Origin of the sequence: Mesorhizobium sp. M0244, from assembly GCF_040321795.1 — a bacterium.
Lineage (GTDB): Bacteria > Pseudomonadota > Alphaproteobacteria > Rhizobiales > Rhizobiaceae > Mesorhizobium.
The window spans coordinates 1-17,306 of record NZ_JAMYSE010000013.1; the positions used below are offsets into that span (position 1 = coordinate 1).

Below are 17,306 nucleotides of genomic sequence, written 5' to 3' on the forward strand. Positions count from 1 at the left end.
GCAGATTGCCGAGACTGTCTGAAACGAAACCCAGCTTCACGCGTAGAACTCCGGCTTTGCAATCATCTGGACAGGCGTACGACGGGCTTCCTTCAACGCACTCACGCCAGCCTCGGCAACGATTGCGGCGCAATAGCCGTCCCAGCAATCCGAGGCGGTCGTGGGGAACTCACCGGTCATGACAAAGCGAAGGAAGTCGCGGTTCTGGCGGCGATAGGCATCATAGTACCTGGTCCGCCAGTCGGCGTCGTAGCTTGTGCTTTGGGCAAGCGCCGACTCCCTGCGGGTGTAGGCAATGTTGTTCGTCGCCACCGCTCCGCGCTCGCCGATCAGTTCGGCGCGGACGTCATAGCCGTAGGCGGCGTTGTTGTTGATCTCGATATTGACGAGCTGCCCGTCCACTGTTTCCAACACCATGAAGACAGGTGCGACACGCGCGTCCGAGCGGCGCGGCTGGAACGCGGAAATAGACGCGTATTCCGTCCCGAGCACGTAACGCACGACGTCGAATTCGTGCGGTGCCGAATTGGTGATGGCCATAGAGCCGGTGAAATCGGCCGCAGGCGTTTCAACATTGCGGTGAAAATTGTGCATCATCAGCGCCCGACCGAGATGACCATTATCGAGCGCCTGCTTCATCTCCTGGTAGGATTGATCGTAACGCCGCATGAAGCCGAGCTGGACGAATCTCGCCCCTGCCTTCTGTTCGGTTTCCATCACGGCGATGCAGTCAGCGGACGATTGTGAAAGGGGCTTTTCGCACAGAACGCGCTTGCCCATGGCAATACAGGCCATCGAAAGCGGCGCATGCGTGAAATCGGGACTCGCAATGATCACGGCGTCCACGTCTTGCCGCGTGATGGCGCCCTGGGGGTCAGTGGCAATGTCGAAGGCACCAAATGCATCGGCGACCAGACGAGCGCGCTGCTCATCCATGTCGCAGACCAATTGGAGCTTTGCGCCGGGCAGCTCCTCGGCGACTATCTTGGCATGATCTGCGCCCATCAAGCCGGCGCCGATCACCGCAATGCGAATTGTCATCTCAGTCCTATTCTTTGCGTTTCGAATTTACGGGCAACGGCGCGCCGTGATGCGCAGCCGACTTGCTGGGCCTCCAGGGAAGGGTCTACGGGGCGGCTGATCCCTCCACCACCTGGAGGGACGGCGGATGCCCCTCATGCGTTTCCATGTAACCCTCGACCTGGGCCTCGAGATCGGCCATGGTCTCGCCGCCTGCCATCAGATCTGTGATCTCCTCGCGTGACTTGTCGCCCTTGCGAAAATCGGCGGCGATGGCACCGCGGATCAGCACCGCGAAATGATCGCCGACGGCCATGGCGTGCATGACCTGGTGAGTGATGAAGACCACCGCTAGCCCGCGCCTCTTCGCCTCGTTGACGATACGCAGCACGTGGGAGGCCTGCTTGACGCCGAGCGCTGCGGTCGGTTCGTCCAGGATCAGTAAGCGCGCTCCAAAATACACAGCACGGGCAATGGCAAGCGACTGGCGCTCGCCGCCGGACAACCCCCCAACCAGGCGGTCACCATCATCGACCGTGTGATTCCGAAATCGCGTACCGCTTTCACCGCGAAATCGTTGGCGCGCTTGCGGTCGTAGATCTTGAACGGCCCCCAGCCTTTGGTCGGCTCTACGCCGACAAAGAAGGACCGCCCGATGCTCATCAGCGGGAAGGTGCCGCCGAACTGGTGCACTGTGGCTATTCCTTGTGCCTGGGCCTCCCGAGGTCCAGAGAAGGTAACCGGCTGACCGTCCATCAGTATCTGGCCGCTGGTGGGTTTGTGGACACCGGCGAGCGTTTTGATGAGAGTTGATTTGCCGGCGCCGTTGTCACCGAGCAGACAAAGCACTTCGCCGGCGCGTACCCTGAGCGAAATATCGTGCAGGACGTCGATTGGTCCGAAGGACTTGTTGACGTTCCTCAGTTCGAGAATGGCAGGTTTGTCGTTCATGGCGGGCACATCTCCCATCTGCGATCCGGCTGGCCTGACACTGTTGATCGGCGAGGAAATTGAAGGTCGGTGCTCGTTGATCGATGCTTGGCTGCTGTAGCAGATCATTTTTCATGGGTTTGCTGGCTCCCGCGGCACGCTTCGCTCGCGCCGCGGCCTGAAATACAGAGCCAGGTCGCGGAAGGACTGATTCATCATAACCGCCCGCCGCCCACGACCACGGACACGATGGCGTTGAAGATAAAGCTCATGCCACCGGAGACCTGGGCGGAATTGAACAGGATCGCCTGACAGATCCCGACAAAAGTGGCGCTGACTGCGGACAACACAAACAGCGCAATGGTCACGCGGTCTGTCGGAATGCCGGCGTTGCGGGCGCTGACGCGGTCGATCCCGACCTTCTGGTTTGGGTTGATCGCGATTTACATCTTCTCGCTCCGGCTCAAATGGCTGCCGAGCCGGCAATCGACGAGAAGGCCAGCAGAAGCGCGCAGAAGAAGATCACCGCTTCGCGACCGGCCCGGTCTGCCGCGATCTGTCTGGCGACGCTCGCCGGAAGGCTCATTCCGGAACCGCCTCCAAGGTATGGCATATTGGCGACCGCGAGCAGGCACAGTTCGGCCATGACCCATGTCCCCGATGGCAAAATGCGGTCCCTTCAGGCGAAGGAGCAGCGGCGCAAACACAAGCGCCGCGGCGGCGGACGAAGCCATGGCGATGAGGATCGAAGCGGGCAATGGCAGACCGAAGAATACAAGTGAGGCGAAGAACGCATATCCGCCGATACCGATATAGGCCTGTTGTCCGACGGATATCATCCCGCCGTAGCCGGCGAGCAGGTTCCATATTGCCGCGAGGGATAGGTAAACGAGGAAATCGGTGGTGAAACGCAAGGCCGCCAAATCGAGCATCCAAGGCGCGGACGCGAGGAGCGTGCACAAACAAACGATTCCCAACGTCGTGCGCACCGTGACCTGCAGTTCGGAACTGCCGGCGGGATGGGCGTCGATCTGTGAGCGGCTTGCTTGCAGCGCTCCGCTTGTCTCGTTCATTGGTGCGCTACCTTCGGGAAGAGGCCGTTCGGCCTAAGCAACAAGACGGCGAAAAAGACGATATGACCGGCTATCGTTTGGTAGGCTGGATCGACGGCCGCGCCGATCGACTGGGCAAGCCCGATCACAAGACCCCCGGCGAGAGTGCCCCAAAAATTGCCGAGACCGCCGATGATGACGGCTTCGAAGGCCACGAGGAGGCGGGCGGGGCCCATGAAAGGATCGAAGTTGCCTCGCACGGCCATCAGAACGCCCGCGACGCCGATCACCGCGAATGCGATGGCGCTGGCAATCGCAAAGACCCGCAGGTGATTGATCCCGACCAGGCCGACGATCTCGGAATCGTCGGATGTCGCGCGAAGCCTTTGCCCAAGGGCAGTTGAATAGAAGATCCACTGCAGTGCCATCGTCACGGCCAACGCTGTCGACAACACGACAACTGGATACACGCCAACCGAAGCTGCGCCGACGTTGATGCTCTGCGTTTCGATCGAGCCGGCAGAAAGGCGGCGCGTATCGGCGGAGAAGATCATCAGCAGCGCGTTCTGCACAACGACCGAGACTCCGAACGTCACCAGCAGCGGACGAAGCGGATCGTTGCCAAGCAGCCGGTTGAACAGGCCAAGCTGGAGGAGATAGCCGAGGCCGGCCATCAACGGCGCGACGGCGGCGATCGCCACGAAAGGGTGGATCGGGACGGCCGAAACGACGGAGAAGGCCGCGAATGCTGCGACGACGATAAAATCGCCATGGGCCAGATTCACCAGCCTCATCACCCCGAACACCAGAGAAAGGCCGGTCGCGAAAAGGGCATAGAGGCCTCCGAGAAGGATCCCTTGAACGATGATGTCGGCTGGATTGGTCATGTCATGCCTCCGCCACGCCGAAGTATGCAGCGGCGATTTGATCCCGTGTGAATTCGGCGGGCCGCCCGCTCAGCGCGACGGCGCCCCTGCGCAGGCAGTAGATGCGGTCGGCGACCGAAAGAGCCTGGCCGATGTCCTGCTCGACAACGACCAGTGCCGTGCCCTGGCCGCGCACCCGCCTGAAGTTTTCGTACATTCCCTTGACGACGACAGGCGCCAGACCAAGTGAAATCTCATCGCACAGAAGGGAGTGTTGGGTTTGTCATCAACGCACGGCCCACCGCGACCATCTGCTGCTGCCCGCCAGAAAGCCTCGTCACCTGACGCCGCGCAAGCTCCGGCAACATCGGAAACAGCTCGTAGATGCGCGGAAGGTTCCAGTATCCGACGCGGCCAGCCGATCGGCCGATCGTCAGGTTCTCCTCGACCGTAAGGGAAGAGAAAAGCCGCCGTCCCTCCGGTACGAGCGTCATGCCGAACGCGGCGATTTCATTCGCCTCCAACATGCCGACCTCCCTGCCCGCGAAGTTCAGTCGTTTGGCTGATTTACCGCGGTGCAGCCCGGCTAACGACCTGAGGAGTGTCGATTTGCCAGCTCCGTTTGAACCGATGACCGCGATGCACTCCCCCTCCCCTACAGCCAGTCCAATGCCGAACAGCGCCTGAAGGTCGCCATAGAAGGCGTTCAGATCTTCGACATGCAACAGCGTCATGATGCGGCTCCGTCGGGTTCCGGTTCGACGCCGAGGTAGATTTCGCGCACGTCCGGCGACCGCATGACCTGATGGGGTTCGCCGTCCCTCAGAACCGAGCCGGCGTTGAGTACGACCAGGCGGCCTACGACCTCAAGCAGCGCATGGACCACGTGCTCGATCCAAATGACCGTCACGCCGCGCGCATTGATGTCGAGGATTGTCTTCACCAGATCGGAACACTCGGCGTCTGTCAGTCCACCCGCGATCTCGTCGAGCAGAAGGAGTTCGGGCGACGAACCCAGTGCTCGCGCCAACTCAAGTCTTTTGCGGTTCAGCAGCGAGAGCGAGCTTGCCGCATCGTTGGCAAGTTCCGACAGGTGTGTCTGTCGGAGGATCTCCTCGCAGTGCTGGCGGGACTGGCTTTGAGAGCGGCCGCCGGCAAAGACCGCACCGACCAGCACGTTCTCGTAGACCGTCATGCCATTCAATGGCTGCGGGATCTGGTACGTGCGCGCCATGCCGGCGCGCGCCCTTCGCCGCGCGCCCCAGCGCGTCACATCGTCTCCCTTGAAGACGACCGTGCCGGCTTCGCCGTGCACGTCTCCCGCGATCAGATTGAAAAAGGTGGTCTTGCCCGCGCCATTGGGTCCAATGATCCCAATGGCTTCTCCGCGCCCGACACCAAGGTCAATTCCGTCCGCGACGCGCACCGCACCAAACGACTTGCGCAGCCCTTTGATCTCCATGTGCAACATGAGCCGACGACCTAATAGGTAAGTTCCTCGAAATCGGCCCCGGCCGGAATTTCCGGAGCCGTCTGGTTCGACGTGATGACAAGGTCGTAGGCGTGGGGTCCGTTTGGGGTGCGGCGCCATTGACCGCCGACAAGCGGCGTCTTGGCGACGTTTTTGATGGTCGAGTTCTTCCAGTCGACCTTTCCCACAATCGTATCCAGAGAGGTATCTGATATGGCAGCGATAATCGCACCCGCATCGCCAGGCTCGCCTGCACGCTTCAAGACGTCTGCCGCGACTTCGAACAACGCGTGGGCAAAGCCGATCGGTTGGGTCCACTGTTTGCCGGTCGCCCGGCTATATTGGCCATCTCCACGGCCAGGATCTGGCGCCGGCCGTCCCAGTCGATGCCGACCGCGATCAGCACCGCTTGGCTCATGACGATGCCGGCTTCGCGCACCTTCTCGTAGCGGGCATCGAGGATGAGGTAGGCAAAAGGCTCTTGAAGCGGGCGCTCGGCAAACGCTTTCAGGCTCTCCTCTAGGCGTTTGTTGATGGCCGAGATCGATGAGGCCGAGAAGGCATGGCCGCACAGCTCTTCCGTGATCGCCTTGACCTTCCGGGTCGAAACGCCCTGCACATTCATCTCCGCAAGCGTGGCCACCAGGGCCCGCTCCGAACGCTGGTAACGCTCGAACAGCTCGGTGGAGAAGCGGCCGGCCCGGTCCTGCGGAACCCGCAGCTCCAGCTTGCCGACACGGGTGACAAGGGTGCGGCCATAATAACCCGAGCGGTAGCCGAGACGCTCCGGTGTGCGCTCGCCTTTCGAAGCACCCAGAGCCTCGTCCATCTCGGCCTCGAGCACCTCCTGCATCACCGTACGGATCACTTCGTGCAGACCTTGCGGATCCGAAAGCAGAATGTCTTTGACGGCGGCGCTGGCGGTTTACTTTCAGTCTTGGTCATGGTGGCGTTCCTTCGCGGGAATCAGGTGACGTTGGACATCACCAGCCTGCCATGACCGCCCCCTCTCAGCGAATTTGCAGAACTCTCAGCACATTACCCAGGATCCGAGTTGGTACTACGCGCAGCTCGCCCGGGCGCGGTTCGTCGCCGGTCGCTATGCCGACAGTCTGTCGTCGCTGTGCCAAAGTCCGCCGGATATTCCCGTCACTCTGATGTTCCGTGCCCGGTGCCACGCGCTGCTCAAGAGCCGGCGCAGGGGCAGTCGATCGCCAGGCGGATTGCCGTCGAGTTTCCAAGGTTCACCGTCGAGAACTTCATCCGAACCTATCCCGTCACCAATCCTCTGGCCCTCGCTGCGATTAAGGAAGGGGCTCGTCGCGCAGGTATAGCGTAGAGCCGAAAACGGTGCCTAGCTGAGGAGAGGACGCGCTTCCTGGATATGCCACTTGGTAAGCCGGGCCCCGCTTCCGGCACAGGCTGAAGGTCTGCTTGGTAGCGCTAACTGGGCGCTGGCGTGACCCCTGCTAAGCTTCCGCTCCTGGCGCACCTTACTCGTTCCAGTGGACGAGGCGAACAGCAACAAACCATCCATCTCGGCCATTGGCGGCAGCCAGTTGGTAGAGTTTGACCCTAGAACGCCAGCGTGTGAGACCACCGCCGCCGGGGCGAGCGCATGCCGGGTCGGCACCCACCGGGTTCATCGGCGGGCGGGGGCGGGATGGTTTGTGGGGCCCCGCATCAATGCGCGTGACCCCTCGCTCACAGACTCACTATTGAACAGAAGCCGCCGATACCAGGACGAAGCCGCGGGTCTTGTTCTCGTTGTCGGAGTCCTGGGTGTTCATGGCATCGAAAAGCTCAGATGTCTTCACCCCCACTGGAGGGTATTTATACCGTGCGACATCAAGGATGAGGAAGCGGTCTGATTTCCCATCATAGGCTGCTAGCGGCGAGATATGGCCGCCCGATTGCCTTGCCGAGGTAGTTGACGATCACGAAATGGTTCGACTGGCCGAGATGGGAACTCGCCAGCTTGCGGAACTCGTCGACTGAGCTGTCGGCGGCATGATGGACTTCTGCCTTGACCGGCTGCGTCGCAAGAATTCCACCGATCTGATCGAGGGTCATACCTTTCTTCGCCAAAACATCTCGGGCGAGAATGGCGTCCGTTCGTTCATCGAGGACATTGTCCTGCGTGAAAGTGCGATATGGCTCGTACTCCGGAACCGAAGGCGCCGGTACATTGAGCGCGTTCAGCACCATGACGATGCTGGCGACACCGCAATAGGACTGTGTCTTCTGCGTCAGAAAGTTGCTTGCGAGAGGGAAATAGGCCTCCCGTGCATCGCTTTCGACGAAGTAGTTTTCGCCAATATCAGAACTAAAGCCGGCCAGATTGTCAGGAAGCTTCAGGGTTTCGGCGCTTGCGCTGGTGACGAACAGCCCCAATGCGACCACTGCCCCATGAACGAAGTGCTTAGACATGGCAACGTCTCCGCTGGGTGATCGTGCCACTATACCAGAAGGACGGGCGTGTATCACCATCCCCGTTCAGGGTCGAAGGTCGGGTTCGAGAGGAGGGGCCGTATCAGGCGCGCCCGGCCGACAACTTCGTTCAAAGTTCGGGATCTCCTCCTGGCCGGCTGCTCTCGCCGCCAAAACCATCCAAATCGCTCTGAACGACCGAGTTCGACCCTTTTGGCGGTCGTTCAGTTGCGAGCGTCGCATGACGCGATCTGACCCAGCGCGGACATTCCCGCAATCGAACCGGAACGTCTCGAAGGGCTGGGAAGCTGACGTTGCCCTGCTGAAGAAGCCGGTTGGCAAACATCGACTTCGCGAGGGATTTTCAGCCGCCGTCACAGCGGCAATCGGGCCGCAAATCAGGAAGACAGCGGTCTTCCGATGTGACATCAACAACGCTGCCCTATTCGCATATTTGATCCTTTTGCCCGGCGGTGTCCGGCATTATAATTAGCGATCGCTAAATTAGGACGGAGCAGATATAAAGCCAGAAAAGCGTCCGTCTTTGGGCCGGGGACTAACCATGGAGGCCAAACATGCTCAGCGCTTTATGCAAGGCCTGCGCAGTGATCCTTTTGTCAGTGAACTGCGCTTTCGCCCAATCGGATCTGATAGAGCCAAAGGCTGGAACGTGGAAGACGTGGGTGATCACGTCGGGTAAGGACTTCCGAGTCCCGCCCCCACCGGATACTTCCACAGCCGAGCTGGAGCAGCTCCGAGATATCATCGCAAAGAACGATGCGCAGGCCGCCGTGATGATCACGTTTTGGGATGCCGGCTCGCCCGGTTACCGATGGATCGACCTCGTCAACAATCGCCTTCTTACAGGCGAAAAGATCCCGCCCAATGCGCACCGCATATACACCTATTTGACGATGGCGATCTACGACGCCACCATTGCAGCATGGGAATCGAAGTACTTCTACAATCGCCCCCGCCCAAGCGAGGCGGATGCGACATTACCGACTGCGCTGCCTACGCCTCGGAGTCCCTCCTATCCATCTGAACACGCGGCAGCCGCCGGAGCCGCCGCGATGATTCTTTCCCATTTCTTTCCGGACGAGGCGTCCTCGTTCCAAGCAATGGCTGAAGAAGCAGCACAGTCGCGTGTCCTTGCCGGTGTCCAGTTCCCGAGCGACTCTTCCGCCGGGCTTGAACTGGGCCGACGAGTGGCAGAGCAGGTGATTGCGCGGGCAAAAGCCGATGGCTCCGACGCTGTCTGGACCGGCAAAGTCCCGACCGGGCCGTGCAAGTGGGTCGGAGATAAACCAGGCAATGCAACCATGCCCAACTGGAAACCGATCGTGCTGGCATCGCCCGATGAATTCAGGCCGCCGGCCCCACCCGACTGTCAGTCCGCGGCCGTGAAGGCTGAGACGGATGCTGTCCGACAATTTGAGCGAAAATTCCCCAACAGCTCCAAAGCGTTCTACTGGCAAAGTCCAGCCGGCCTGTTCACCAGCTGGTATGACTATGCCAGCAAGTGGATGTTTGAGGACAAGACAGATTCGAACGCGCCGCGCGCCGCGCGGGCTTACGCGATGCTCGCAACGATCCATTTCGATGCGTTCATTGCAAGCAACGACGGTAAGTTCGCATATTGGTACCCGCGCCCCAACATGCTTGACCCGAGTATCACTCCCTTGTTCGCGGTGCCGCCGTTTCCCAGCTATCCGTCCAACCATTCCACTCTTTCAACTGCCCGATGCGAGATCCTGGCGTACCTGTTTCCCAGCCATGCGGAATTCATCCGCAAGGTTGGCAAAGAGGCCGGCGATTCCCGCATCTGGGCCGGCATCCATTACGCGATGGACAACAAGGCCGGTGCCGCGCTCGGCAAAGCGGTCGCGGAGAAATTCATCGAGCGGGCGAGAAAGGACGGAGCAGACTAGTGGAAGGAGAGGACACCTGATCGACCCGTTCGGAACCTTCTTGCCGATCGCCGGTCGAGGTCAAAGGATAGAACGGAACTTTATTCGCCACGTATCAGAAAGGCTCCACGCGCTTTCATCTTCTGACGCTTTATGGACCTGAGACGCAACAAGGCTTCCAAGTTGCCGTTTCCCTGCGCCCGATCTATAGACCGCTTCGGAGTCCACTCGTGAACTTGGCTGCGTCCGGCGCAAACGTCAGCAGGTGGCGCTATCGACTCCTTGCTGAAGGCGCCGCCCGAGTACCGAATCCTGCTGGAGGCGAAGGAATGACCCTTGTCCGACATTCGGGCTCTCATGCAGCAAGGTACACAGACCCGAAAAGCTGTCTTTCAGGGGCGGCGGCAATGGCATCAACCTGCGACCTGCTGTAAGCTTGGAAAGCGGGTAACAATCCGCGAAGGATTGGGGGATGGAACGTCATCTCGCAGCCGTCCTGATTGCCGATGTCGTCGGCTATGGCCGCTTGAGCCAGATCGACGACGAGGGTACTCCTGCCGCAGAGTGGTTGCGCCCACGGCTTAGATCGAGCCCGTTGCAACGCCATAGAGCACACCGAGGATCGAGCATGCCGCCAACACCGGGATCATGCCGATCTTGAAACGGAATACCGCGAGCAGCGCCCCGAGTGTCAGCACCAGGGATGACAGGTTGATGGAGTTGAACACCGGCACGTCCAGCGTCATGCCCAGCCAGCTGACCTCATGCAGTTCGCGGAACAGCACGTGAAGCGCGAACCACACCGCCAGGTTCAGGATCACACCGACCACCGCCGCCGTGATGGCAGACAGCGCTGCTGATAAGGCCTTGTTGCTGCGCATCGTCTCCATGAACGGCGCGCCAAGGAATATCCATAGGAAACAGGGGACGAAGGTTACCCAGGTCGTGAGCAGACCGCCGAGTGTTCCGGCGACCAGCGGGCTAAGCACTCCCGGCGCGCGGTAGGCACCCATGAAGCCGACAAACTGGGTGACCATGATCAGCGGGCCCGGCGTGGTCTCGGCCATGCCGAGGCCGTCCAGCATCTCTCCCGGCTTGAGCCAGCCATAGTGGTCCACGCCCTGCTGCGCGACATAGGCGAGTACCGCATAGGCGCCGCCGAAGGTGACCATTGCCATCTTGGAGAAGAAGATGGCGATGTCGGTGAAGACATTGCCTTGGCCAAAAAATGCTAGCAGCCCAAGGACAGGCACCAACCAGAGCGCCAGAAAGACTGCCGCGATCTTCAGCGACCAACTGACAGACGGCCGGGCGTGAGCCGGCACCCCCTCGCCGAGCGCGGTATCGGCATCGGCGACCTGCTTGCCGCCGACCTTGCCATGTCCGTTACCTGAGAGGAATGAAGCCCAGCCAGATCTCCCTCCGACGAAACCGATGATACCAGCGATCAAGATGACCAACGGAAACGGCGCATCGAAGAAAAAGAGAGCGATGAAGGCCGCCCCCGCGAGCCCGACCATGACATTGTTCCTGAGCGCCCGCCTGCCGATCCGCAACACCGCTTCCAGCACAATGGCGAGGACAGCCGCCTTCAAACCGAAGAAGAGGGCCTGAACCGCGCCGACGTTGCCGAAGATTGCATAGATCCAGCTCAACGCCATGATGGCGATCGCACCAGGCAGCACGAACAGGATACCGGCAACGAGGCCGCCTCTGGTCTTGTGCATGAGCCAGCCGATGTAGATCGCAAGCTGTTGTGCCTCCGGTCCGGGCAGCAGCGTGCAGTAATTGAGCGCATGCAGGAACCGGGTCTCGCCTATCCAGCGTTTTTCCTCGACGATGATGCGGTGCATCATGGCGATCTGACCGGCCGGACCGCCGAAGCTGAGCACGGCCACGCGAGCCCACACCCGTGTGGCCTCAGCGAACGAAATGCCATGGCCGGGCGTGTCGCTTGATCGATTTGGCGCCTTTATGGTGCTCTCTGCATTGGCCATGGTTCAGGTCACTCGCGTTTCGAACGGAAATATCGGTAGAGGTTGTCAAAAACCGAAGCGCCCTCGGCGATCCGTTGCTCGTCGCCGGCGTTCGCCATGGCGATGCCGGCGATCAGGCTGGCAATGCCGGTGGTTTCTTCGCGACTGAACTTGCCGTCCTTGAGATCGATATCGTGGACGACCTCGGCGATGGCCTGCAGCGCCGGATCGGCAATGCCGGTGCGGGCAAGCAGCACCTCGAAGCTGCAGCGGTCGCCTTCATGGGTGATTTCGCCCTCGAACATGTCGAAGCGCAATTCCCCCTCCTTCGGCACGTATCCCTTGCCCGCCACGAAGCGGATGATCGCATCGGCATCGATGAAGCGACGGATCAGCCAGCTGCAGGCGATCCGGTCGACATACACGTCCCGGCGCGTGACCCAGATCCGGCCCTTGAGCTCGCTCGGCTCGGCCGCCGTCTTCGGTTCCTTGGTCATGGCCTTGTCCTCTACAAGCTGTGCCTCGAGCTCGGCGATCAGTCCCTCGCTGGCGAGGCGACCGCTGGCGCCGAAGAAGTCGATCGTCACGACGTCCGCGAGCCGCGTGCGCCAGCGGCCGAGTTGCGAACGCGCTTCTGCATGTTTTTTCGCTGTCGCGTTGGTCTTGATCGCTGCGGCCAGATCGCGCGCTTCCTTGACAATCTCCGCATAGTCGGCGTCACGAACGGCGTCGAACAGCGCCCGGACCTGGGCGTCCGAAAGACCGTCGACAAGGCGTGCCTCGCACATCATGGCCTCGCCGCCGCCAGCGACGATCTCCTTGAGAAGCCATTCGAAATCCTCCTGCATCTCGGCATTCGCCGGCAGGGCGTAAACGGTGCTTTTGACTGCGACCGCGCCGATGCCTTGCAACCGTCGCCAGATCTTCACCCGGAAGTAGGCGGGCTTGCTCGGCAGTTGATGGATCAGGAGCAGCCAGCGCTGCTCCTGCGATTGCCCCTCACTCATAAGTGAACCGTATCACGAACAAATCCAAATGCAACACTTGTATCACTTTTCATTTGGGCATAGCTTTCGCTTCCTCACGGGATGAGCCGTGCCGCCGAGCGAGGAAACCGATGCCACACCAGAAGCATCACTCGAGAACTTGTACGCGTTTGAGGCCAGGCATGACTCGGCAACCCTCAAAAAGCCGAAAATCAACCATGTTGCCCTGGCACCATCTCCATCTCAATCCGCCCCTCGATCGCTCAAACCTTAACCATCTCAACGACGACCATGAATGCTACGCTGCGGGATCACCGTCTCTGACGAACTGTATGCCTGGCGCGCTCCCCTACTAGGTGAAACTCACACCTAACCGCCGGCCGTCCATTCTGGCGCGGCTTGATTCTACACATCACCATAGAGAGTAAGCATATGACCGACGGAATAAAACGACGCGACTTCATGCGGAACGATCTGAACCTGTTCCTCACCGCCACCGTGCTCGCCGGGTCCGATGTACATGCACTCGAATGCGCCGTTGGACTCGGCCTCGGCCTTCTTGCAGCCATCACGAGCCTGGTCGAAATAGGGGTTGTTCATGTTCTTCGGCACCAGCGCGAATACGAGTTTCTGCTGGGCGTAGGCCTGCCCCGCCGTCAGGGCGGACGCGGCAACCGCAGCCGCCAAAAGATATTTCTTCATCGATGTTCCTCCGTTTGTTGTGTTCACCTCAGGATATTCCACCGGCATAAGCCGGCAGAGCTCTAGCCACGCTTGATGGTGAAGAAGGACTTCAGCGATCTGCCGGACGTCCCCATGCCAAGAAGCACGGCGAGAATGATGAAGATGCCAACGAAGGCACCCTGCCAGTTGGAATCGATGCCTGCCATCAGCAGGGCGTTGCGGACGACCTCGAGGAAGGCCGATCCGATAACCGCGCCGAACGCGGTGCCATAGCCGCCCATCAGGCTGGCGCCGCCGATCACGGTGCCGGCGATGACGCGCAACTCGTAACCTGTTCCCACCGCATTGATCGCCGAGCCGCTGTAACCGAGCAGGAGCAAGGATGCGATCGAGGCGCAGAAGGACGAGAAAACATAAGCCTGGAACTTGATCCGATCGACGGGCACGCCCGTCATGCGTGCCGCATTCTCGTTACCGCCGATCGCGAACAGATGGCGGGCGTCCACGCGGTGAAGATGAACACCCAGCCGAGGGCTAGCGCCATGATCACCATCACCCAGAAATGGGACGAGAACTGCGGTATCCAGTTAGGAGCCCATCCCTCCAGCGAGTGCACCGGCCACTTTGCCTGGCCGATGGCTTTCACGATCGGGGCGTCAGGCCCAAACTGATAGAGCATTTGGTTGCCTGACAGCACCACCGCCAGCGAACGCGCTATCGACAGCATGCCAAGCGTGACCACGAAGGACGGCATGCCGATATAGGCGACGAAAAAGCCGTTGAACGACCCGCAGGCAACTCCAGCGAGAAGGCCGGAGGCGAACGCCACGTACCAAGGATAATGCCAGGTCAGTAGAAGACCGGCCACGATGGCCACGAGGCCCATGACTGACCCGACGGAAAGATCGATCCCGCCCGTAATCAACACCACGGTCATGCCCAGGCCCATGATGGCGATCAGCGCGAAATTCCGGGTGATGTTGGTTGCATTTTCGGCTGTGCCGAAGCTCGGTTCCAACATGGTCATAAACGCGACAAGGAGGAAGAGCGCGACCGAGACCCAGAAGGCCTGGCTACTTCTCAACTTCTGAAGCGCAGTTTGTTCCATGATGCCGACGACGTCGGCAATCGAGGCGTGGCTTTCCTGGATCGCTTCGGGTTGACTAGGCTGCACGGATCGCTCCCGTGATTAGTCCGGTGATTTCTTCCGGAGATGTCTGAACGGTGGGTTTGTCGGCAACCTTGGTGCCGCGCCGTAGAACGACGATACGATCGCAGACGGCAAAAACGTCTGGCATGCGGTGGCTAATCAGGATCACCGCGACACCGCCCGCTTTCATGCGCCGGATCAATTCCAGGACCTCAGCAACTTGGCGCACGGAAATCGCAGCGGTCGGTTCGTCCATAATGACGAGTCTGGCGTTGGACAAACGGGTCCGTGAAATCGCAATTGCCTGGCGCTGACCGCCCGACATTTTTTTACGAGATCGCGTGGCCGCGTTTCTGACTTCAGTTCGCCGAACAACTCCGCGGAGCGATCGATCATCGCCTGCTTATCTAGAATCCGGAAAGGCCAGACACCCTTTTTGAGTTCTCGACCCAGGAACACGTTCTGCGCAGCGGTTAGATTGTCCGCCAGTGCGAGATCCTGATACACGACCTCGATCCCCTCGGCGCGAGCATCGAGCGGCTTGTGGAAGTGGCAGGCCTTGCCGCCGACTCTGATCTGCCCTTCGGTCGGGGGAAAATTTCCCGAAATCAGTTTGACCATTGTCGATTTTCCGGCGCCGTTGTCGCCCATCAGGCCGGCCACTTCACCGGGTTCGATCGAAAAGCTGACGTCTGACAGCGCGCGGATTGCCCCGAAGCTTTTGCCAACGCCCTGCACTTCAAGCAAAGACACGTGGTCATCCTCCCATGGACACGGCGGCTCTTGGAGTCTCGCCTCGCCTCATTCTGCAATGGATATTGCGTATGAAGTTCTTGTGCAACAATGCTTATTGCAGAGTTTTATAATTTGCAACAACTATTTTCTATGCGGATTAACTAACTGTTTTTGATAAGATATTTTTCGGCGCAGCTTGGTGCGAAATCGAAATCTGATGATTGCCGGGATGGCAGCATCGCTTTGTTGCAATGTTTCTTGTGGCGCCGGACTGACAGACCTTTGTGCGGCTTTCAATGGCCGTTCAACGACGCGGGTTGGCCCTCCAGCTCTTTGCCGTTGACCACCAGCGCGGGGTCGATCCTGCTCTCAAAGAAATCGAGCACGTTCTGCACCGCCGACATGGCCATCCGTTCACCGCATTCGATTGTGAGGCCGGCAATATGAGGCGACAGGATCACCTGATCGCATAAGAGGAGTGGATTGTCGGAAGCGGGCGGTTCCTCGTCGAAGACATCGAGGCCGGCGGTCGCCACCTTGCCGGACTGAAGGGCTGCAAGAAGTGCCCTTTCGTCAACTACGCCGCCGCGCGCTGTGTTCACGAGCCAGGCTCCCGGCTTCATGAGGGAAAACTCGTGCTCGCCGATAACAGGTTTATCGCCCTTGGGCGCATGCACGGAAATGGCATCCGCCCATCGAAGGGCCGACGCCAGATCGGAGACGGTTTTCGCAGGGCCTTCCGGCCATCCGATTTTTTCGAGATACGGATCGTAGGCGGCGATTTCCATGGAAAAGGCAGCCGCCATCTTCGCGAGATGCCGGCCGATGCGGCCGTAGCCTAGAATCAGCAGACGCTTGCCGGCCAGTTCCGAAGCTTCCAGCCTGTTTCGCCAATTCCAGGCGCCCTCGCGAACTGACTGGTCCCCGCGCACAGCATGCTTGGCACAGGCAAGGAGCATCATCATGGCGTGCTCGGCGACAGATATGGAATTGACGTCTCCGACGACGGCGAGCGTGATGCCGCGCTTGTTGAGGGACGGCAAATCAACAGAGTCGTAGCCGACACCGTGACGGGACACGATCCGGAGCCTGCGCCCCATCTCGACGGTCGCGGCCGAGAGAGGCTGTGTGCGGATCACCAATCCATCGGCCCTGTCGATCAGGTGGGCATAGCTTGGCTCCGACACTTCCTCGACATAGTCGTAGGTGACGCCGGCGGCATGATCGAGCAACGCGATTCCAGCCGGGTGCAGCTTCCCGGCAACCAGAACATGCGGCATCAGTACCCTCCCTTGGAACCGGCGCTGACGCTTGATCCGCCCGTGAGTTCCCTGAACTTTTTGACGTTCGCTTCCGCCGCACCGGCCAGCATGCGCACGTCGTTGGAGACGGTGGTCATGTTGTAGCCCCACCCGATCGCACGCGCCGCGTAAGCCGGAGTTCCACAGTGCAATCCCGCGGCTATGCCGGCTTTTTTGCAGGCCGCCACGATATGCTGGATGGCCTCGATCATCTCCGGTTCTTCGCGGTCGAAGGCAGGCGGCAAGCGGCCCTGGGTCATGCCGAGGGTCAGGTCGGCCGGACCAACGTAGATCCCGTCCAGTCCAGGGGTCGAAGCGATCGCGTCGAGATTGTCCATCGCCTCGGCCGTCTCAACCATGGCAAAGGCAAGTATCTCGCCATTGGATTCAGAAGCGTAATTGGCACCGGCCGCGAAATTCACACGTGTCGGACCAAAGCTTCGGCTGCCGAGTGGCGGATAGCGCACGTAGCTAACAAACTCGGCCGCCTGTTCGGCGGTATTCACCATCGGACAGATGACGCCGTAAGCACCTGCGTCGAGCACTTTCATGATGATGCCTGGCTCCAGCCAAGGCACCCTGACGAGCGGCACCGTAGCGGAGGCACGCATCGCCTGGAGTATTGGCAGCAGGCCGCTGTAATCGAGCGCTCCATGTTGGAGGTCGACGCCGATGCAGTCGTAACCTTGCGCCGCCATGATCTCGGCGGTGAAACTGTTGCCGATCGAAAGCCAGCCATTGATGGTCGGCTTCCCATCGGCCCAAAGCTGCTTGAGCCTGTTCTTGATCATGAAA

18 protein-coding genes and 4 pseudogenes are annotated in these 17,306 nt (G+C 60.2%); 1 reads left to right on the forward strand and 21 read right to left on the reverse strand.

Annotated elements, in window-relative coordinates; translation table 11 throughout:
- Positions 1-36 precede the first annotated feature (36 nt).
- The 12 genes and pseudogenes from NKJ08_RS11780 to NKJ08_RS11830 all read right to left on the reverse strand — a co-directional run bounded on the left by NKJ08_RS11780 (position 37) and on the right by NKJ08_RS11830 (position 7,829).
- Complete coding sequence (locus NKJ08_RS11780) at positions 37-1,041, reverse strand: Gfo/Idh/MocA family oxidoreductase (RefSeq protein WP_352781824.1); 1,005 nt, start codon at positions 1,039-1,041, stop codon at positions 37-39.
- Positions 1,042-1,126: 85 nt separating this feature from the next.
- On the reverse strand, positions 1,127-1,525 hold the full coding sequence (locus NKJ08_RS11785) for an ATP-binding cassette domain-containing protein (RefSeq protein ID WP_502906327.1): 399 nt from the start codon (positions 1,523-1,525) through the stop codon (positions 1,127-1,129).
- Positions 1,459-2,079, reverse strand: a complete 621-nt coding sequence (locus NKJ08_RS11790; RefSeq protein WP_502906328.1) for an ATP-binding cassette domain-containing protein — start codon at positions 2,077-2,079, stop codon at positions 1,459-1,461. Before NKJ08_RS11790 ends, NKJ08_RS11785 begins: the two co-directional genes overlap by 67 nt.
- Positions 2,080-2,177: 98 nt before the next feature.
- Positions 2,178-2,369: pseudogene (locus tag NKJ08_RS11795) on the reverse strand (ABC transporter permease subunit); the annotation flags it as partial.
- A gap of 249 nt (positions 2,370-2,618) precedes the next feature.
- A pseudogene (locus tag NKJ08_RS38995) lies at positions 2,619-3,023 on the reverse strand (ABC transporter permease subunit); the annotation flags it as partial.
- Positions 3,020-3,889: a branched-chain amino acid ABC transporter permease gene (locus NKJ08_RS11805; protein WP_352780871.1), complete on the reverse strand. Its 870-nt coding sequence runs from the start codon at positions 3,887-3,889 to the stop codon at positions 3,020-3,022. The gene NKJ08_RS11805 and the pseudogene NKJ08_RS38995, both read right to left, overlap by 4 nt.
- A 1-nt stretch (position 3,890) precedes the next feature.
- Complete coding sequence (locus tag NKJ08_RS39000; RefSeq protein WP_502900788.1) at positions 3,891-4,085, reverse strand: hypothetical protein; 195 nt, start codon at positions 4,083-4,085, stop codon at positions 3,891-3,893.
- Between the two features lie 37 nt (positions 4,086-4,122).
- A complete protein-coding gene (locus NKJ08_RS11810) occupies positions 4,123-4,602 on the reverse strand; it encodes an ABC transporter ATP-binding protein (protein ID WP_502900789.1) in 480 nt (159 codons plus the stop codon).
- The gene (locus NKJ08_RS11815; protein WP_352532646.1) at positions 4,599-5,339 is read right to left on the reverse strand and encodes an ABC transporter ATP-binding protein; all 741 of its coding nucleotides are present in this window, start codon (positions 5,337-5,339) and stop codon (positions 4,599-4,601) included. Before NKJ08_RS11815 ends, NKJ08_RS11810 begins: the two co-directional genes overlap by 4 nt.
- Before the next feature lie 11 nt (positions 5,340-5,350).
- The gene (locus tag NKJ08_RS39005) at positions 5,351-5,527 is read right to left on the reverse strand and encodes a hypothetical protein (protein ID WP_502896259.1); all 177 of its coding nucleotides are present in this window, start codon (positions 5,525-5,527) and stop codon (positions 5,351-5,353) included.
- 134 nt (positions 5,528-5,661) lie between these two features.
- A pseudogene (locus tag NKJ08_RS11825) lies at positions 5,662-6,284 on the reverse strand (IS256 family transposase); the annotation flags it as partial.
- Positions 6,285-7,054: 770 nt separating this feature from the next.
- A pseudogene (locus NKJ08_RS11830) lies at positions 7,055-7,829 on the reverse strand (phytochelatin synthase family protein).
- A gap of 515 nt (positions 7,830-8,344) precedes the next feature.
- Between NKJ08_RS11830 and NKJ08_RS11835 the strand changes: the two are divergent.
- Positions 8,345-9,700 carry a phosphatase PAP2 family protein gene (locus NKJ08_RS11835; protein ID WP_352531439.1) on the forward strand — a complete coding sequence of 452 codons (1,356 nt, stop codon included), beginning with the start codon at positions 8,345-8,347 and terminating at the stop codon, positions 9,698-9,700.
- Positions 9,701-10,260: 560 nt separating this feature from the next.
- On the opposite strand, the gene chrA is transcribed toward NKJ08_RS11835, so the two are convergent.
- The 9 genes from chrA to NKJ08_RS11875 all read right to left on the reverse strand — a co-directional run bounded on the left by chrA (position 10,261) and on the right by NKJ08_RS11875 (position 17,302).
- A complete protein-coding gene (chrA, locus tag NKJ08_RS11840) occupies positions 10,261-11,676 on the reverse strand; it encodes a chromate efflux transporter (RefSeq protein ID WP_352780190.1) in 1,416 nt (471 codons plus the stop codon).
- Positions 11,677-11,684: 8 nt separating this feature from the next.
- Entirely contained in the window at positions 11,685-12,662 is a 978-nt protein-coding gene (locus NKJ08_RS11845; RefSeq protein WP_352781825.1) for a chromate resistance protein ChrB domain-containing protein, read from the reverse strand.
- A gap of 384 nt (positions 12,663-13,046) precedes the next feature.
- Positions 13,047-13,343 (reverse strand): hypothetical protein, encoded by a 297-nt coding sequence (locus NKJ08_RS11850; RefSeq protein ID WP_352781826.1) that lies wholly within the window; start codon positions 13,341-13,343, stop codon positions 13,047-13,049.
- Between the two features lie 62 nt (positions 13,344-13,405).
- Positions 13,406-13,780, reverse strand: coding sequence for an ABC transporter permease (locus NKJ08_RS11855; protein ID WP_352781827.1), 375 nt, complete (start codon positions 13,778-13,780; stop codon positions 13,406-13,408).
- Entirely contained in the window at positions 13,777-14,499 is a 723-nt protein-coding gene (locus tag NKJ08_RS11860) for an ABC transporter permease (RefSeq protein WP_352781828.1), read from the reverse strand. The genes NKJ08_RS11855 and NKJ08_RS11860 overlap by 4 nt, the downstream gene beginning before the upstream one ends.
- On the reverse strand, positions 14,489-14,776 hold the full coding sequence (locus tag NKJ08_RS39010; protein ID WP_502906330.1) for a P-loop NTPase family protein: 288 nt from the start codon (positions 14,774-14,776) through the stop codon (positions 14,489-14,491). The genes NKJ08_RS11860 and NKJ08_RS39010 overlap by 11 nt, the downstream gene beginning before the upstream one ends.
- A complete protein-coding gene (locus NKJ08_RS11865; RefSeq protein ID WP_502906329.1) occupies positions 14,674-15,228 on the reverse strand; it encodes an ATP-binding cassette domain-containing protein in 555 nt (184 codons plus the stop codon). The genes NKJ08_RS39010 and NKJ08_RS11865 overlap by 103 nt, the downstream gene beginning before the upstream one ends.
- A gap of 275 nt (positions 15,229-15,503) precedes the next feature.
- Positions 15,504-16,490: a hydroxyacid dehydrogenase gene (locus NKJ08_RS11870; protein WP_352776818.1), complete on the reverse strand. Its 987-nt coding sequence runs from the start codon at positions 16,488-16,490 to the stop codon at positions 15,504-15,506.
- Complete coding sequence (locus NKJ08_RS11875; protein WP_352527342.1) at positions 16,490-17,302, reverse strand: HpcH/HpaI aldolase family protein; 813 nt, start codon at positions 17,300-17,302, stop codon at positions 16,490-16,492. Before NKJ08_RS11875 ends, NKJ08_RS11870 begins: the two co-directional genes overlap by 1 nt.
- Positions 17,303-17,306: the final 4 nt, after the last annotated feature.

What these genes read in the sequence shown, in the direction of transcription:
- NKJ08_RS11780 (WP_352781824.1), bottom strand. Translation starts at nt 1,041, where the DNA reads ATGACAATTCGCATTGCGGTGATCGGCGCCGGCTTGATGGGCGCAGAT.
- NKJ08_RS11790 (WP_502906328.1), bottom strand. Translation starts at nt 2,079, where the DNA reads ATGATCTGCTACAGCAGCCAAGCATCGATCAACGAGCACCGACCTTCA.
- NKJ08_RS11805 (WP_352780871.1), bottom strand. Translation starts at nt 3,889, where the DNA reads ATGACCAATCCAGCCGACATCATCGTTCAAGGGATCCTTCTCGGAGGC.
- NKJ08_RS39000 (WP_502900788.1), bottom strand. Translation starts at nt 4,085, where the DNA reads ATGTACGAAAACTTCAGGCGGGTGCGCGGCCAGGGCACGGCACTGGTC.
- NKJ08_RS11810 (WP_502900789.1), bottom strand. Translation starts at nt 4,602, where the DNA reads ATGACGCTGTTGCATGTCGAAGATCTGAACGCCTTCTATGGCGACCTT.
- NKJ08_RS11815 (WP_352532646.1), bottom strand. Translation starts at nt 5,339, where the DNA reads ATGTTGCACATGGAGATCAAAGGGCTGCGCAAGTCGTTTGGTGCGGTG.
- NKJ08_RS11835 (WP_352531439.1), top strand. Translation starts at nt 8,345, where the DNA reads ATGCTCAGCGCTTTATGCAAGGCCTGCGCAGTGATCCTTTTGTCAGTG.
- chrA (WP_352780190.1), bottom strand. Translation starts at nt 11,676, where the DNA reads ATGGCCAATGCAGAGAGCACCATAAAGGCGCCAAATCGATCAAGCGAC.
- NKJ08_RS11845 (WP_352781825.1), bottom strand. Translation starts at nt 12,662, where the DNA reads ATGAGTGAGGGGCAATCGCAGGAGCAGCGCTGGCTGCTCCTGATCCAT.
- NKJ08_RS11850 (WP_352781826.1), bottom strand. Translation starts at nt 13,343, where the DNA reads ATGAAGAAATATCTTTTGGCGGCTGCGGTTGCCGCGTCCGCCCTGACG.
- NKJ08_RS11855 (WP_352781827.1), bottom strand. Translation starts at nt 13,780, where the DNA reads ATGACGGGCGTGCCCGTCGATCGGATCAAGTTCCAGGCTTATGTTTTC.
- NKJ08_RS11870 (WP_352776818.1), bottom strand. Translation starts at nt 16,490, where the DNA reads ATGCCGCATGTTCTGGTTGCCGGGAAGCTGCACCCGGCTGGAATCGCG.
- NKJ08_RS11875 (WP_352527342.1), bottom strand. Translation starts at nt 17,302, where the DNA reads ATGATCAAGAACAGGCTCAAGCAGCTTTGGGCCGATGGGAAGCCGACC.